The sequence below is a fragment of the Xanthomonas sp. WHRI 6108 genome, assembly GCF_040202385.2.
In the GTDB taxonomy this organism is placed as follows: Bacteria; Pseudomonadota; Gammaproteobacteria; order Xanthomonadales; family Xanthomonadaceae; genus Xanthomonas; species Xanthomonas arboricola.
In genome coordinates, this window is record NZ_CP168198.1 from 2,876,123 (window position 1) to 2,892,935 (window position 16,813).

At 65.6% G+C, this 16,813-nt stretch carries 11 protein-coding genes; 2 read left to right on the forward strand and 9 right to left on the reverse strand.

The window, feature by feature from the left end:
- The 6 genes from pheT to thrS form a co-directional block, all read right to left on the reverse strand.
- Window positions 1–2,379, reverse strand: a complete 2,379-nt coding sequence (gene pheT, locus ABQ039_RS12065) for a phenylalanine--tRNA ligase subunit beta (protein WP_184609201.1) — start codon at window positions 2,377–2,379, stop codon at window positions 1–3.
- A gap of 115 nt (window positions 2,380–2,494) precedes the next feature.
- On the reverse strand, window positions 2,495–3,490 hold the full coding sequence (gene pheS, locus ABQ039_RS12070) for a phenylalanine--tRNA ligase subunit alpha (protein ID WP_016903312.1): 996 nt from the start codon (window positions 3,488–3,490) through the stop codon (window positions 2,495–2,497).
- Between the two features lie 262 nt (window positions 3,491–3,752).
- On the reverse strand, window positions 3,753–4,112 hold the full coding sequence (rplT, locus tag ABQ039_RS12075; protein WP_003484828.1) for a 50S ribosomal protein L20: 360 nt from the start codon (window positions 4,110–4,112) through the stop codon (window positions 3,753–3,755).
- Between the two features lie 10 nt (window positions 4,113–4,122).
- A complete protein-coding gene (gene rpmI / locus ABQ039_RS12080; protein ID WP_002811096.1) occupies window positions 4,123–4,320 on the reverse strand; it encodes a 50S ribosomal protein L35 in 198 nt (65 codons plus the stop codon).
- 239 nt (window positions 4,321–4,559) lie between these two features.
- Window positions 4,560–5,102, reverse strand: a complete 543-nt coding sequence (gene infC / locus ABQ039_RS12085) for a translation initiation factor IF-3 (protein WP_080591364.1) — start codon at window positions 5,100–5,102, stop codon at window positions 4,560–4,562.
- Between the two features lie 48 nt (window positions 5,103–5,150).
- Window positions 5,151–7,055 carry a threonine--tRNA ligase gene (gene thrS / locus ABQ039_RS12090; RefSeq protein WP_046343264.1) on the reverse strand — a complete coding sequence of 635 codons (1,905 nt, stop codon included), beginning with the start codon at window positions 7,053–7,055 and terminating at the stop codon, window positions 5,151–5,153.
- A gap of 325 nt (window positions 7,056–7,380) precedes the next feature.
- Here thrS and ABQ039_RS12095 point away from each other — a divergent pair, with 325 nt between their 5' ends.
- Window positions 7,381–8,502 carry a LacI family DNA-binding transcriptional regulator gene (locus ABQ039_RS12095; protein WP_024937933.1) on the forward strand — a complete coding sequence of 374 codons (1,122 nt, stop codon included), beginning with the start codon at window positions 7,381–7,383 and terminating at the stop codon, window positions 8,500–8,502.
- A gap of 604 nt (window positions 8,503–9,106) precedes the next feature.
- Here the strand turns inward: ABQ039_RS12095 and ABQ039_RS12100 are convergent.
- From ABQ039_RS12100 to ABQ039_RS12110, 3 genes are read right to left on the reverse strand one after another with little or no spacing between them, the layout of a single operon-like run.
- Entirely contained in the window at window positions 9,107–10,768 is a 1,662-nt protein-coding gene (locus ABQ039_RS12100) for an alpha-amylase family glycosyl hydrolase (protein WP_184609199.1), read from the reverse strand.
- Window positions 10,769–10,779: 11 nt separating this feature from the next.
- The gene (locus ABQ039_RS12105; RefSeq protein ID WP_184609196.1) at window positions 10,780–12,258 is read right to left on the reverse strand and encodes an MFS transporter; all 1,479 of its coding nucleotides are present in this window, start codon (window positions 12,256–12,258) and stop codon (window positions 10,780–10,782) included.
- The gene (locus ABQ039_RS12110) at window positions 12,255–14,441 is read right to left on the reverse strand and encodes a Six-hairpin glycosidase-like protein (protein WP_184609194.1); all 2,187 of its coding nucleotides are present in this window, start codon (window positions 14,439–14,441) and stop codon (window positions 12,255–12,257) included. Before ABQ039_RS12110 ends, ABQ039_RS12105 begins: the two co-directional genes overlap by 4 nt.
- A gap of 242 nt (window positions 14,442–14,683) precedes the next feature.
- On the opposite strand from ABQ039_RS12110, the gene ABQ039_RS12115 reads away from it, so the two are divergent.
- Entirely contained in the window at window positions 14,684–16,762 is a 2,079-nt protein-coding gene (locus ABQ039_RS12115; RefSeq protein ID WP_349778424.1) for a glycoside hydrolase family 97 protein, read from the forward strand.
- Window positions 16,763–16,813: the final 51 nt, after the last annotated feature.

Genomic DNA, 16,813 nt, shown 5'->3' on the forward strand with positions numbered 1-16,813 from the left:
TCAACTCCGGATCCGGGCGCGGTGTTCGCGCTCGATCACGGCCACCACATCGGCAACGACTGCGTCGACGTCCCGGTCGGTGAGAGTGCGCGAGTTATCCTGCAAAATCAAGCCCATAGCCAGACTCTTGAAACCTGGCTCGACCCCCTGCCCGACGTAGCGGTCGAACAGCTGCACCTCGCGCAACAACGGTCCGACGGTGGTGCGCACACTGCTCGACAGCGCCGCCCAGCTCACCTCTTCCGGGACCAGGAAGGCCAGATCGCGACGCACCGAGGGGAACCGCGACAGCTCGCCGGCACGCGGCAGCGCACGCTTGACCAACGCCGTCAGCTGCAGTTCGAACCCGATCACATGCACGTCGATGTCCAATGCCTTGGCCAGGCGCGGATGCACCTGCCCGATCCAGCCGATGCACACGCCATCGCGATGGATGTCGGCCGAGCGCCCCGGATGCCCGAAGGGCTGGGCAGAGGGCTGGAACTCCAGCACCGCGCCACTGGCCGCGGCCAGCGCCATCAGGTCGCCTTTTAGGTCGTGGAAGTCCACCTTGCGCGCGGGCTCGCCCCACTGCAGCGCCAGGGCATCGCCGCATACGGCCGCGGCGACATGCTGCGACTCCTGCGGGGCGGCGCCGGCATCGGACGCGGCCGCGAACACCTTGCCCAGCTCGAACAGGCGCACCCGCCCGGCCTGGCGGGCGGCATTGCGGCCCAGCGTCGCCACCAGGCCCGGCAACAGGCGCGGACGCATGATCGCCAGCTCGGCGCTGAGCGGATTGGCCAACGGCACCAGGCCGTCGGTAAGCTGCCAGCGCTCCAGCAAGGTAGCGTCGACGAAGGCGTAATTGATGGTTTCCTGCAGCTCGCGCGCCACCAGCTGGCGCCGCACGCTGAGCTCATCGAGCTGGGTTTCGCTCGGCATCGCAATCCGGCTTGCGCCGCCCGGCAGCGTGGTTGGCACGCGATCGTACCCATGGATACGCGCCAGTTCTTCGATCAGATCCTCTTCGATGGCGATATCGAAGCGACGGCTCGGCGCCATCACCTGCCAGCCTTCGGCAACAGCCTCCAGCTGCATGCCAAGCGCACCCAGAATGCGCACGACCTCGGCATCGTCAATCTGGATACCGAGCACGCGCGCAATCCGCGCACGCCGCAGCAGGATGCGCGCCGGCTGCGGCAGATGCTCCGGCAATTGCGCATGCATCACCGGGCCCGGCGCACCACCGGCCAGTTCCAGCACCAGCCGCGTCGCCACTTCGATCGCCTGTGGCGGCAATGCCGGATCCACACCACGCTCGAAGCGATGACCGGCATCGGTATGCAGACCGAACTTGCGGCCACGCCCCATGATCGCCGCCGGATCGAAGTACGCCGACTCCAGGAACACGTTGCGCGTGGTGTCGGTGACGCGGGTATCCAGGCCGCCCATCAGGCCGGCCAATGCGACCGGGCGGTCGGCATCGGTGATGGTCAGGAAGCTGTCGTCCAGCGTGACCTGACGCCCGTCCAGCAATGCCAGCTGCTCGCCGCTGCGCGAATGGCGCACGCCGATCGGGCCTTGCAGGGTGTCCAGATCGAACGCATGCATCGGCTGGCCAAGTTCCAGCATCACGTACTGGGTGATGTCCACCAGCAGCGAGACCGGACGCACGCCGCTGCGACGCAGCCGCTCGGCCAGCCACACCGGCGTTTTTGCGGCCGGGTCGATGCCTTCGATCACCCGCCCGCAATAGCGCGGCGCGGCGTTGCCGGCATGCAATTCCACCGCCAGCGTGCGCGTGGACACCGGCGCCACTGCATCGGCTTCAAAGGCCACCACTGCGCTGGCACAGGCGGCCGCCACATCGAAGGCGATGCCGCGCACGCTGAAGCAGTCGGCGCGATTGGGCGTCAGCTTGATCTCGATGCTGGCATCGGGCAGCCCCAGATACTCGGCCAGCGCCTGACCCACCGGCGCATCGTCGGGCAGCTCGAACAGGCCGGACGCATCGCTATCCAGCCCCAGTTCCTTGGCCGAGCACAGCATGCCGTTGGACGCCACCCCGCGCAGCTTGGCGGCGGTGATGGTGAGCGCGCCGATCTGCGCACCGACCAGCGCCAGTGGTGCCACCAGACCGGCACGCGCATTGGGCGCGCCACACACGATCTGCAGCAACTCGCCCTGCCCTGCGTCGACACTGCAGACCTGCAGACGATCGGCTTCCGGATGACGCACCGCCTCGACGATACGCGCCACCACCACCTGCCCCAGCGCCTCGCCCAGTGGCGTGACCTCTTCGACCTCCAGACCGATCGCCGTCAGCGTCGCGGCAAGCTCGTCGCGGCTCGCCTGGATGGGAACGTGGCTGCGCAGCCAATTTTCAGAGAATTTCATGAGGAGCCGGGATTGGGGATTCGGGATTGGGGATTAGCTAAAACGCGTCGACGGAGTCTGGGGCGGACCGGGGCGCCGTTGCGAATCCCCAATCCCGAATCCCCAATCCCCGCCGTCAGGCGAACTGCCTGAGAAAACGCACGTCGTTTTCGAAGAATGCGCGCAGGTCGTTGACGCCGTAGCGCAGCATCGCAAAGCGCTCCACGCCCAGGCCGAACGCGAAGCCGGTGTAGCGCTCCGGGTCGATGCCGACGCTGCGCAGCACGTTGGGGTGCACCATGCCGCAGCCGAGCACTTCCAGCCAGCGCGTGCTGCCGTCCGGCTGCTGCCAGGCGATGTCCACTTCCGCGCCCGGTTCCACGAACGGGAAATAGCTGGGGCGGAAGCGCATCTCGAAATCGCGTTCGAAGAACGCCCGCACGAACTCGGACAAGGTGCCCTTGAGATCGGCGAAGTTGGAGTGTTCGTCGACCAGCAGGCCTTCGACCTGATGGAACATCGGCGAATGGGTCTGGTCCGAATCGGAGCGGTACACCTTGCCGGCCGCGATCATGCGCAGCGGCGGTTTGTGCGCATCCATGTAGCGCACCTGCACGCCGGAGGTATGGGTGCGCAACAGGCGGCCATCGCCGAAATAGAACGTGTCGTGCATTGCGCGCGCCGGATGGTGCGGCGGAAAGTTCAGGGCTTCGAAGTTGTGCCAGTCGTCCTCGATCTCCGGACCATCGGACAACTCATAACCCAGGCGCGCAAAGATCTCGACGATGCGCTCGAGCGTGCGCGTAACCGGGTGCAATCCACCGCGTTCGCTGCGACGCCCCGGCAAGGTGACATCGATCCGCTCCCCGGCCAGCCGTGCGTCCAGCGCGGCGTTTTCCAGCGTGTGCTTGCGCTCGGACAACGCCGCGGTCAGCGCATCGCGCGACAGGTTGATCGCTTCGCCAGCGGCCTTTCGCTGATCGGCCGGCAGCGTGCCGAGCTGCTTGAGCTGGGCGGTGATGCTACCGCTCTTGCCGAGCAATGCGACGCGCAAGGCTTCCAGTTGGTCCGGCGTCTGCGCGGCGGCGACATCGGCCAGCGCACGCTCGGTCAGGGATTGAATCTCACTCATTGCACTCGCGCCTCAACTGCGTCTACCGAACGGTGTTTCCGGATGCACCGGAACGCATTGCCACTCAAATCTGGTCTAGCCCGGCATCCAGTCAGCAATGCCGGCCATCTAAAAACGCAAAAGGGGAAGGACTCGCGCCCTTCCCCCTGCATATCTGCTTGCCCTCGCCGGAAGCCTGTACACGAATGCGCAAACCCCTTCGAGACGCTATCCCTTCAAAAGTCCGCACATGGATGTGCGGGCTCTTGCGAGGGACTCGCACCTATGCCGCCAGCGCGCCCTTGGCCTTCTCCGCCAGCGCGGCAAAGCCGGCGGCGTCGTGCACGGCGATATCAGCCAGCACCTTGCGGTCCAGGGTGATGCCAGCCTTGAGCAGGCCATTCATGAAACGGCTGTAGCTCAGGCCGTTGATGCGGGCAGCCGCATTGATGCGGGTGATCCACAACGAACGGAAGTTACGCTTCTTCTGCTTGCGGCCAATGTAGGCGTACTGCTGCGCCTTGATGACTGCCTGCTTGGCAACGCGGAAGACCTTGCGGCGAGCGTTGTAGTAACCCTTCGCCAGGGTCAGAATTTTCTTGTGGCGGCGACGCGCCTGTACGCCACGCTTTACTCGTGCCATGGGTCAGTCCTCAGAGGTAGGGAAGCATACGATCGAGACGGCCAGCGTCCTCGGCACGGACGTGGTTCGTCTGCCGCAGGTTGCGCTTCCGCTTGGTCGCTTTCTTCGTGAGGATATGGCTACGGTTTGCGTGGCCGCACTTGTACTTGCCGGAGGCGGTCTTGCGGAAACGCTTGGCCGCCGCCCGGTTGGTCTTGATCTTGGGCATTGCAATGTCCTTGATGGTGTTTTGTCACTGACCCGGGCGGCAGTCTTGCGACCACGCTTTCCATCCTTGCCCTTGCCTGCTTGTAAGTCCTTGATCGAACACGATCCGGACAGGTCCTGTACCGCTTGCGCGGCGCCCCGGCAAAACCGGGCCGCGCAGTATGCCCGTTGCCGGGAATTCTTGCAAATGGATGCTGTCGCCGGCTAGGGCTGGCCCGTCGGGCCCGCCCTAGCGCGGGATCAGATCTTCTTCTTCGGCGCGATCATCATGACCATCTGGCGCCCTTCCAGGCGCGGACGCGACTCGATGACGATGTCGTCGCCCAGGTCGGCCTCGATCCGGGACGCCATTTCGCGCCCCAGCTCCTGGTGGCTCATTTCACGACCACGGAAGCGGATATTGACCTTGACCTTGTCGCCCTCTTCCAGGAAGCGGCGCATGTTGCGCAGCTTGATCTGGTAGTCGCCCTCGTCGGTGACCGGACGGAACTTGAGTTCCTTGATCTCGACCTGCTTGGTCTTCTTCTTGGCCTCGTTGGCCTTTTTCTGCTGCTCGAACTTAAACTTGCCGAAATCCATGATCTTGCAGACCGGCGGGTCGGCCTGCGGCTGGATTTCGACCAGATCCAGGCCTTCTTCCTCGGCCTTGGCGAGCGCTTCGTCGCGCGACAACACGCCGACCATCTCACCGTCACTGCCGATCACGCGGACGCGCGGCACACGGATTTCTTGGTTCTTGCGGTTCTGTTTGTTGTCAGGGGTACTGATATTGCAATCTCCCAGGGGAATCGAACCGGCGCATCCGGATCATCCAGACCGGCCGGGGTTGGCTCACGCTGCCTGCTCTGCCTGCAGACGTTCGATGAAGGCCGAGACCGTCATGGTCCCGAGGTCCTCTCCCGAGCGTGTCCGCACGGCGACGGCACCGTTTTCCTTCTCGCGGTCACCGACGACGAGCAGATAAGGCACGCGTTGCAGCGTATGCTCGCGAATCTTATATCCGATCTTCTCGTTACGCAAATCGGCGCTCACACGGAAGCCTTGATTTGCAAGGGTTTTCCGAACCGAGTCGACATAGTCTGCCTGGGCGTCGGTGATATTTGCGACAACGACCTGGACCGGGGCGAGCCAGGCGGGGAAGGCGCCGGCGTGGTGTTCGATCAGGATGCCGATGAAACGCTCCATCGAGCCGACGATCGCCCGGTGCAGCATGACCGGATGCTTCTTCTGGCTGTGCTCGTCCACGTACTCGGCGCCGAGGCGGCCCGGCATCATGAAATCGACCTGCATGGTGCCCAGCTGCCAGGTACGGCCGATCGCGTCCTTGAGGTGGTACTCGATCTTGGGGCCGTAGAAGGCGCCCTCGCCCGGCAGCTCCTGCCACTCCACCCCGCAGACGCCCAGCGCGCTGCGCAGCGCGGCTTCGGCCTTGTCCCAGGTGACGTCGTCGCCCAGGCGCTTTTCCGGACGCAGCGCGATCTTGATCTCGATGTCCTCAAAGCCGAACGCGGTATAGACCGCCAGTGCCTGCTGATGGAACGCGGTGACTTCGGCTTCGATCTGCGATTCCAGGCAGAACACGTGGCCGTCGTCCTGGGTGAAGCCGCGCACGCGCAGGATGCCGTGCAGCGCGCCGGAGGGCTCGTTGCGGTGGCAGGCGCCGAACTCGCCGTAGCGGATCGGCAGGTCGCGGTAGCTGTGCAGGCCCTGATTGAACACCTGCACGTGGCCCGGGCAGTTCATCGGCTTGACCGCATAGGTGCGCTTCTCCGACTCGGTGAAGAACATCGCGTCCTGGTAGTTGTCCCAGTGGCCGGATTTCTGCCACAGCGACACGTCCAGGATCTGCGGGCAGCGCACTTCGCCGTAGCCGCTGTCGCGATAGACCTTGCGCATGTACTGCTCGACCACCTGCCACAGCGACCAGCCCTTGGGATGCCAGAACACCAGGCCCGGCGCCTCCTCCTGCAGATGGAACAGGTCCTGCTGCTTGCCGATGCGGCGATGGTCGCGCTTGTCGGCTTCTTCCATGCGCAGGATGTAGGCGTCCAGCTGCTTCTTGTCGGCCCAGGCGGTGCCGTAGATGCGCTGCAGCTGCTCGTTCTTGGCATCGCCGCGCCAGTAGGCGCCGGAAATACGGGTCAGTTTGAAGGCCTTGAGGAAGCGCGTATTGGGCACGTGCGGGCCGCGGCACATGTCCACGTATTCCTGGTGGTAGTACAGGCCCATCGCGGTGATGTCGTCGGACATGTCCTCGATCAGGCGCAGCTTGTACTCCTCGCCGCGCTGGGCGAACACCTCGATCACCTCGGCGCGCGGGGTGACCTTCTTGATCACGTCGTAGTCCTGCGCGATCAATTCCTGCATGCGCTGCTCGATCGCGGCCATGTCGTCCGGCGTGAACGGGCGTTCGCTGTAGATGTCGTAGTAGAAGCCTTCGGCGATGACCGGGCCGATCACCATCTTGACCTCCGGGTACAGCTGCTTGACCGCATGCCCGACCAGATGCGCGCAGGAGTGGCGGATGATCTCCACGCCTTCGGCGTCCTTGGCGGTGATGATGCGCAGGCTGGCATCGTGGTCGATGACGTCGCTGGCATCGACCAGCTGGCCGTCGACCTGGCCGGCGATGGTGGCCTTGGCCAGGCCGGCGCCGATCGACTGGGCGACCTGCATCACCGAGACGGGGGATTCGAATTCGCGGCGGCTGCCGTCGGGGAGCGTGATGTTGATCATGGGCAAGGATGAGGTCTGTGCTGGCTGCAGCGCGGCGGCTGCAAGGGAGATCTGCCCGTTGCGGGACAGGCTCGGATAAGGGTATGGCGAGAGGTGGGGCGGAACGAACGCCGTGCGGGCGCCCTGCGGACTGGCGCGGCCGGAATCAGCGGTGGGCGGTGGTAGTGCTCATGTCGCACGCTGGGCCGGCGCGGGGCGCGGGCCACCTTCTCGCAAGGGGTCTTGGAAGCGAATGGTAAACCAATCAGGCCGCTGTTGCGCATGCCGGCACGGGGCCGGCGGGCGCGTGGCATGATGCCGGCCACCTGTGCTGCCAGTGCCGACCATGACCATCAAGGGTAAAGCCACCTCGCTGGATATCGCCTACCTGGCCGGCGTGTCGCAGCCGACCGTGTCGCGCGCACTGCGCGGCAGCCCGATGGTCAACGAAGAAACCCGCAAGCGCATCCTGCGCATCGCCAAGGAATTGAACTACAAGGTCGACAAGAACGCCTCGTCGCTGCGGCTGCGCAATGCCGGCACGCTGGCGCTGCTGTTCTTCGAAGACCCCACCGCCGACGATTCGCTGATCAACCCGTTCTTCCATTCGATGCTGGGCTCGATCACCCGCGCCTGCGCGCTGCAGGGTTACGACCTGCTGGTGTCGTTCCAGCAGCTGTCCAAGGACTGGCAGGCCGATTACGAAGACAGCAACAAGGCCGACGGCATCATCCTGCTCGGCTATGGCGATTATCAGCAGTCGCGCCAGCGGCTGCAGTTGCTGGTCGAACAAGGTACTCACTTCGTGCGCTGGGGCGCGGCGCTGCCGGGGCAGCCGGGCATCTCGATCGGCAGCGACAATTACCAGGGCGGGCTGGATATCACCGAGCATCTGCTGGCGCAGGGCTGCCGCCGCATCGCCTTTCTCGGCCACGCGTCCAACCACTATCCCGAGTTCGAAGAGCGCTACCGCGGCTACGTGGCTGCGCTGAAGCAGCAGGGTTTGGTGGCCGATCGCGCGCTGCAGTTCGACGCGATCACCACCGAGTCGTCCGGCCATGCCGCGTGCCTGGCGCTGCTCGACAGCGGCAAGGCATTCGATGCGGTGTGCGCGGCCAGCGACCTGATTGCGATCGGCGCAATGCGCGCCTTGCGCGAGCGCGGCCTGCGGGTGCCGCAGGATGTGGCGGTGAGCGGGTTCGACGATATCGCATTGGCGGCGTCGGTGGCGCCGGCGCTGTCGACGGTGCAGCAGGACACCAAGCAGGCCGGCACGCTCCTGGTGGAAAGCCTGGTGGCGCTGATCCGCGGCGAAGCGGCGCAGAGCCGCACTATTCCGGTGAAGCTGGCGCTGCGTGATTCCTCGCGCAGCAGTGGGCTGCAGCCACCGCTGGGCTGGAGACCGTCCGGCGCGGAGACCGGCGAGGCGGTGCTTGGCCGGGCCGCTGATGGGGCTGTCAGGCGTTGAGTCGTGAATCGGGAATCGGGAATCGGGAATCGTTGGAGCATACGTGGCGGGCTGCGAATCGGCTGCAACCATCGATGCCTCGTAGGAGCGCACCCGGGCGCGACAGGGCGTTCCCGGTAATGCCCCTCGCGCCCGGGTACGCTCCTACCTGTTGCGGGCGGCCCCGTCCCGCCGCGGCCCGCAGCGTGACCAGGATCGAAATCACCGTCGGCCGGGAAAGCTCTCAAGCTGACATCCGGTCAGGTGGCCAGCGGAATCGCTGGGCGCCGAGGCTTGAGATTCGGGATGAGATTCGGGATTCGTTGGAGCGTGCGCGATAGCCGCGAATTGACGCCTCGTAGGAGCGCACCCGGGCGCGACGGGGCGTTCCCGGCAACGCCCATCGCGCCCGGGTGCGCTCCTACCTGTTGCGGGTGGCCCCGTGCTGTCGCGGCCCGCAGCGTGACCAGGATCGAAATCACCGTCGGCCGGATTCGGGATTCGGGATTCGGGATTCGGGATTCGTTGGAGCGTGCGCGAAAGTCCCCGATCTGATGCCTCGTAGGAGCGCACCCGGGCGCGACGTGGCGTTCCCGGCAGTGCCCCGTCGCGCCCGGGGGCGCTCCTACCGGTTGCGGGCATCGCGCGCGGCTTGCTCGGCCATCTGCGCGTCGAGCTGCCTGCGCAAGTCCGGGTCGGTGATCGGCGCGTCCGACAGCAGCACCCGCACCCCATGCGCGGGCACCGGCGCCAGCAGCCGACGCTGCACCGGCACCTGCTCGCCACTCATCGCGTCGCGCCATGTGCCGGGCTGCAGAAAACGCGTCACCTCGACGTTCGCCGCCGCATCACCCTTGTTGAGCAGCACCAACGCCGTCTGGCTGGCGCCCGCATGCTGATAGACCCGCAAAAATGCCGCGTGATCCCCGCGTAGCAGCACATCCACCTGCACGCCGCGCTGCAATGCCGGGATATCGCGACGCAGCCGCGCGATCTGCTGCAACGGGCCGAAAATCGGGCTATCCGGTGCAGTGCGGATGCGCTCGGCACCGAAGTAATTGCGGTTGCCTGCATGTTCGGCGCGCCCGCGCATGAAGCCGGTCTCCGAGCCGTAATAGATCACCGGGATGCCGCGCGCGGTAAACAGCCAGTTGTGCGCGTCGATGAAGCCGGTGTCGCTGGCATCCAGGCGCGCCATGTCGTGATTGTCGTAGAAGCTCATCAGCTCGTACGGGTTGGCATATGGCCCCCGACGCAGAAACAGCGGCGCGGCAAGCTTCTCGAACCCGGCCTGCTCATGGCCGAAGACAGCGGACAGCTGCTGCTTCAACGGGAAATCCAGCACGCTGACGCCGGCATTGCGCGCCCAGGTATGCCCGGCAATCTTGTTGGCGTCGTAATCGAAGGCTTCGCCGAACATGAAGAACCCCGGACGTTTTTCGCGGATGCGCGCCACGAAGGCATGCCAGAAACGGTCGGGCATCCAGCCGATGGTGTCGATACGGAACGCGTCGGCGCCCTGCTCCATCCACTGCAGATACGCGCCAGCCAGATAATCGAGCACGGCGGGATTGTTTTCGTTGAGATCGGACAACTCGGCCAGGCCGCCGCCGGTGTTGTAGAACGCGTGCAGCGGAACGTGCTGCAGATCCAGCTGCGCCGGTGGCAGATTCTGGTGATCGGCGACCAGTCGGCCATCGGCGTCGTACAGCTTGCCGAAGCCCGGCTGCGCCACCGGCATGCTGTAGGCCGGCGAGCCGTGATTGCCCACGATATCCAGCACTACCTTCAAGCGGTTGGCATGCATGGCGCGGGTGAAGCCGGCAAAGTCCAGGCCCGGACTGGGCAGATGCTCGTCGAGCTTGTAGAAATTCACGCCCCAGTAGCCGTGATAGCCGGTCTTGCCGTGGTCGCTGAGCGTACTGCCGCAGCTGATCGGCTTGCCGCCGGTGAAGGCCTCATCCGGATTGTCGACAATCGGCGTGATCCATACCGCGCCAAAGCCCATGTCGCGGATGTAGTCGGCATGTTCGACGATGCCCTTGAAGTCGCCCCCCAGGTAACCGATGTTGTCGCCGACTCCATCTGCGCAAGGCGTCGGCACATCGAACGTGCGATGCGCACCGCCCTGGTCGCGCTGGTCGTTGCCGGGGTCGCCATTGACGAAACGGTCGGTCACCACGAAATACACCGCGTCGGCAGCGAACGGCTCCAGCGTGCCGTAGTAATCGCCGGGTGCAGCCGCCGCGCTCGCCGCTCCTGCAGATACGATCAATCCAGCCATCATCACATGCCGCATCACTGCCCTCCCGAGGCCATTGGAACCCGCACCACGCACACACCGGCAATGAGCAAACTGGCGCCACCGATGGCCAGCGCATGGATTGGCTGACCGCCCAGCCAGACGCGCAGCACGAAGCCCAGTGCGCTGGCTGCGACCAGCTGCGGAATCACGATGAAAAAATTGAAGATGCCCATGTACACGCCCATCTTGGCGGCGGGCACGCTGTCGGACAGCAAGGCATAGGGCAGCGACAGGATCGAGGCCCAGGCAAAGCCGACACCCAGCATAGACAGCAGCAGCCACTGCGGGTCGCGGATCACCAGCATCGACAACAGCCCGGCCGCACCCAGCCACAGGTTGCACAGATGACTCCAGCGCAGGCCGATCGCACGCACCAGCAGTGGAATGACCAATGCCGCCAACGCCGCAAATCCGTTGTAGGCGCCAAACAACACGCCTACCCAGTTCGCACCTTCGTTGTAGGCTGCCGATGCGGTGTCCTTGGCACCGAAGTGCACCTGGGTGACTGCGGCGGTGGTGTAGATCCACATCGCAAACAGCGCGAACCAGGAGAAGAACTGCACCCAGGCCAGGCGTCGCATCGTCAGCGGCATGCTGCGCACGTCCTGCACGATCGCCACCAGCATGCCGGTCGATGGCAGCGCGCGCGCCAACGCAAGCAGCGCACCGTAGGCGATGCACAGGCCGGCCAGCACGTAGAGCATGCGGTCGCCGTGCTGCCAGGCGATCGCAGCGGCGAGCAGCACACCGATGCCGCACCAGAGCGCACTCGCACGTTGCGGCGGCAAGGTGCCGGCGATCGCTGCAGCCGCTACAGGCGGATGCGCATCGTCGAAACCGGCCAGCTGCTGCGGGCTGTATTCGCGCGTGCGCAGCACCGTCCAGCTGATCGACAGGAACAGCACCGCGGCACCGAGGTAGAAGGCGTAGCGCACGCTGTCGGGCAACTGCCCCGGCGGCGCGGTATTGGCCACGCCCCAATGCGTGAGCAACCACGGCAGGAAACTCGCCACAATCGCGCCGACCCCGATGAAGAAGCTCTGCATCGCATAGCCGGTGGGCCGCTGCGCCGGTGGCAGTTGATCGCCGACCAGGGCGCGGAATGGCTCCATCGAGATGTTGATCGATGCATCCAGCACCCACAACGTGCCGGCGGCAATCCACAGCATCGGCGCGTTGGGCATCACCAGCAAGGCCAGTGTGGTGAATACCGCGCCGACCATGAAATACGGACGCCGACGCCCCCATGGCGTCCAGGTGCGGTCGGACAGGTAGCCGATGATGGGCTGCACGATCAGACCGGTGAGCGGTGCGGCGATCCACAGACCGGGCACATCGTCGACCTGCGCCCCCAGGGTCTGGAAGATGCGGCTGGCGTTGGCGTTCTGCAGCGCGAAGCCGAACTGGATACCGAGAAAGCCGAAACACATGTTCCAGATCTGCCAGAAACTCAGGCGTGGCTTGGCGGTCATTGCGCAGCCTCCGTGCTCGCTGCGGGGCCGACCAGCAGCGCACTCACCTGCGCGGTGTTGACCACGCCATCGCGACCACCGCGGCCGCCGTTGTACTGCGCAAAATGCGCGAGTGCGCTCATGTTGAAGCCATCTTCCAGCCGGAACCTGCACTGCTGCCCGGCCACCACAGTAAAGCTGACCTGCGTGGACAGCTGCTCGCCCACGCTATGCGGCATCACCACGACCTGCGACTGCGTCGCCTGCCCCAGGCATTCCAGCAGCAGCCGCTTGACCGCCGCAGTGACGCCGGTATTGATCGGCCCGTTGGGGTTGCGATAACGCAGCGATACGCGATGCTGGCCCGCGCGCGTGGCAGTCCAAACCCAGGCCTCGCTGCCCGGGACTTCCTGCAACGCACCGAGCGTCAACGCGGGACTGTGCAGCGACTCCAGGCCATCGGCGCGGCGGGTCAGGCTGAGCACGTGCAGCCGGCCGTCCTCGCGCAGGTCTAAGTGCCGCGTGGCGTCCAACGCATGCCCATCCATGTACAGCGTCGTCCCAGCCGGAATCACGATGCGATGGCCGTCGCCCTGCCGTTGCGCGACGGGCGCCTCCGGCGTGCTGGGTGCGAACACCTGGCCTGGCTGCGGCGGGGCGGTGGTATCGGCCTTGCGACCGATCAGATGCACCAACGTGGTCTGGCCTTGTTGCTCGACCTTCCCCGCCACCAGCAACTCACCCGCACTCGCCGTCGGCCGCTGCAGCACATAGCGTCGGGCGCCCTGTTCAAGCACGATCTGCTGGCGATCGCCAAACAACAACGGCACCAACGTACGCGGCAGTTTCGGCATCACGCTGCCATCGGCGCCAATGCCGAACACGCCTTCCAGCACCGCGGAGAGATAGCCGGCAACCGACCACAACTGGCGCGGCGAATTCACCACCGGGCCACTGCGGGGCCCCTCCTCCACATGCACCGCCAGGCTCTGCATCTCGTAGTTTTCCATGTTGGAGCCAGCCAGCGCGCTGCCGCGCATCAACGACTGCAGCTCCAGCGCAATGCGCGGCGCGTCGTCCAGCTGGCGTGCGGCGCGTAGCGCGTACGCACTGACGAAGGGCCAGACGGCGCGATTGTGATAAATCGGCTGTTCGGCGTCCTGCGGCCACACCACCGGGCTGCCGCCGGCAACCAGCGGATACCCGCGCAGCGCGGCACGCGCACGCTCCTTCGGAAACACCTCGGCCAGCACGCCAAGCGACACGCCGAGCAGATCGACCTTGGCATAGCGCACCGGATGCGCCGCATTGCCCAGATAGCTCACATACTGATTGCTGGGCGCATCCCAGAAGCGCGTGGCGATGGCCTGACGCAGCGCATCGGCCCACTGGGCGTACCTGGACGCACGCGCATCGCCATGCTGGCGCGCCAGCTGCTCGGCCAGGCGCAGGGCCTGGTAGTGCAGCACGTTGGTGGACAGGGCGAAGGACTCGGCAATGAAGCGCACATCCTGGCGCGTCCACTCCGGATAGGTCTGCTCGCGCCAATCCAGAAACGAGGTTTCGCCGCGGTAGAGGCCGGTCTGCGCATCGAAGACCGCGTCACGATCCTGCGCGAGGGTGGCCTGCAACGCCTCCCACACCTCTTCAGCGAATGCCTTGTCATCCAGCAGGCCGCGCGCGGCTAGGAACCACACCACGCGGTCGCTGCTGATCGGCCAGCTGCCGCCGGAGCCGGTGTCCTGCGCAACAAACACCCCTGGCGTCTGCCCGTCGCGCGCCGCCGACAGCTTGAAGCGCAGCGCATTGCGCGTGCGCTCCGGCTCCAGCCGCGCCAACGCCAGATCGGCGGCGAAGCTGACATCGCGCGTCCATACGTAAGGCCAGCGCTCACCGGTTTCGAAACACGCGCACGGCACCGGCTTGCCGTCGTTGAAGGCCGGATCGCGAATCGCCTCGACACGGTCGTCGGCCATTTCCTGCTGCGCCATGGCGAACAGGGCGTCAAACAACGGACTGGCGGTATGGGTGCGCATCGGCTGCGGCCCGATGCGGCGCTCGCCCTGCGGCCAGCGCAACACGAAACCGCCGTCTTCGAGCGCCTGCGCTTGCGCATGGCGGCCCTGGAACTCCAGCTCATCGGCCAACACCGGCGAGCTTGCCGCAACGCCGAGCGTTGCAGCCATGCAGATCATCTTCAGCATCGAAGCGGCCAGACGGCTTGCACCGTCGGCCTCCCTCCCTCGTTGCACGCGTTGTAGTGCGCGGCACTGGCGTGCCACGGGCGCGGACCCTCCCAGGTGCCGTGACGCCATGGTAGACGCGCGCTCAGCGGTTCCGCATCAATGCATACGTATTCATGGCAATGGCCGCAGTGCAGCATGGCCCATCCACGCCACAGCGCTGCATAGTCGCCGCTGACGCAACGGCCGCCTTGGGAGGGGATATGCCGCTGGTTTCACATCGCGTGCGTTCGATAGCGCGCGCCGCACGCAGTGCGCGACTGCTTGTCCTGTTGCTTGGCAGTCTTGCGGGCATCGCGCAGGCCGAGCGCATCGCCATCAGTGCCGATTCGCCTGGCAACGTCCTGCAGGTCACGCTGGAAGTGGACGGCGGCACGCCCTATTACCGCGTGCAACGCCTGGGCCAGCCGGTGCTGGAACGCTCGCGTCTGGGTTTCCAGTTGCGCGACGGCCGGCTGGACCGCGGCCTGGTCGTCCTCTCGCAAGCACGCCAAGCCCATGACGATACCTGGGAACAACCCTGGGGCGAGACGCGCCTGGTGCGCAACCACTACAACGAACTAAGCGTCAGCCTGGGCGAACGCAGCGGCGCGCAACGCCGCTTCGATGTGATCTTGCGCGTGTACGACGATGGCATCGGCCTGCGCTATCACTTTCCCGAGCAGGCGGGATTGCGCGAAGCCATCATCGACGAGGAAGTCACCGAATTCGCCATCGCGCAACCGTCCGAGGCATGGTGGATTCCGGCAGGCGAGCCGATCCACTACGAATACCTGTATCAGCGCACGCCGTTGAACCAGGTCGCGCTGGCACATACGCCGCTTACCTTGCGTACCGACAGCGGGCTGCATGTCGCGCTGCATGAGGCGGCGCTGGTCGACTACGCCGGCATGTGGCTGCGCCGTACCGAAGGCCAGCGCCTGCGCGCGCAGCTGTCGCCCGCTGCCGAAGGCTGGAAGGTGCGGCGCAAGCTGCCGTTCGATACGCCGTGGCGCACGCTGCAGATCGCCGACCAGGCCACCGGGCTGGTGGAGTCCAACCTGATCCTCAACCTCAACGCGCCCAACGCCCTGGGCGATGTGAGCTGGGTCAAGCCGTCCAAATACGTCGGGGTGTGGTGGTCCATGCATCTCAACCAGCAGACCTGGGCGACCGGGCCGACACACGGCGCCACCACTGCCAACACCAAGCGCCTTATCGATTTTGCCGCGGCACACGGCTTTCGTGGCGTGTTGGTGGAAGGCTGGAATCCGGGCTGGGACGGCGAATGGTTCGGCAACGGCGGCAGTTTCGATTTCACCAGGCCGACACCGGATTTCGACCTGCCCGCGCTGAGCAAATACGCCGCCGGCAAGGGCGTGCATCTGATCGGCCATCATGAAACGGGGTGCGCAGTGGATCATTACGAAGACCAGATTGCCGAAGCGATGGACCTGTATGCCCGGTTCGGCGTGGACTCGGTCAAGACCGGCTATGTCTGCGACGACGGCCAGGTGGAACGTCGTAACCCGGCAGGCGGCACATCGCTGCGCGAATGGCACGACGGCCAATGGATGGCACGCCATCATCTGCGCGTGGTGCAGGAAGCTGCCGCGCGCCACCTCGCAGTCAATGCGCACGAACCGATCAAGGACACTGGCCTGCGCCGCACCTATCCCAACTGGATCTCGCGCGAGGGCGCGCGTGGCATGGAATACAACGCCTGGGGCCAGCCACCGAATCCGCCCGAGCACGAGGTCAACCTGGTGTTCACCCGCCTGCTCGCCGGGCCGATGGATTACACGCCCGGCATCCTCAGCCTGAAAGGCCGCAACGGCCAGGCGATTCCCAGCACGCTCGCGCGCCAGCTGGCGCTGTACGTGACGCTTTACAGCCCGATCCAGATGGCCGCCGATCTGCCCGAGCGTTATCTGCAGCACCGCGATGCCTTCCGCTTCATCGAGGACGTGGCGGTGGATTGGGATCAGACCCGCGCCTTGAATGGCGAAGTCGGCGACTACGTCACCATCGCGCGCAAGGATCGGCATAGCCGCGACTGGTTCCTGGGCAGCATCACCGACGAGCATGGCCGGTTGCTGCAGGTGCCGCTCGGATTCCTTGAGCCGGGCGTGCGCTACACCGCGCAGATCTATCGCGACGGCGACGGTGCGGACTATGTCAGCAACCCATTCGCCTTTGTCAGCGAACAACGCCAGGTCAGCAGTGCCGATACGCTGGAACTGCGTCTTGCGCCAGGTGGTGGGCAGGCGATTCGCTTCGTGCCGGTGGATGGCAGGCGCTGATTTGGTCGCAGCGGGCTGAAGAGCCCTTCAACGCGACCGAGTGCATCACGC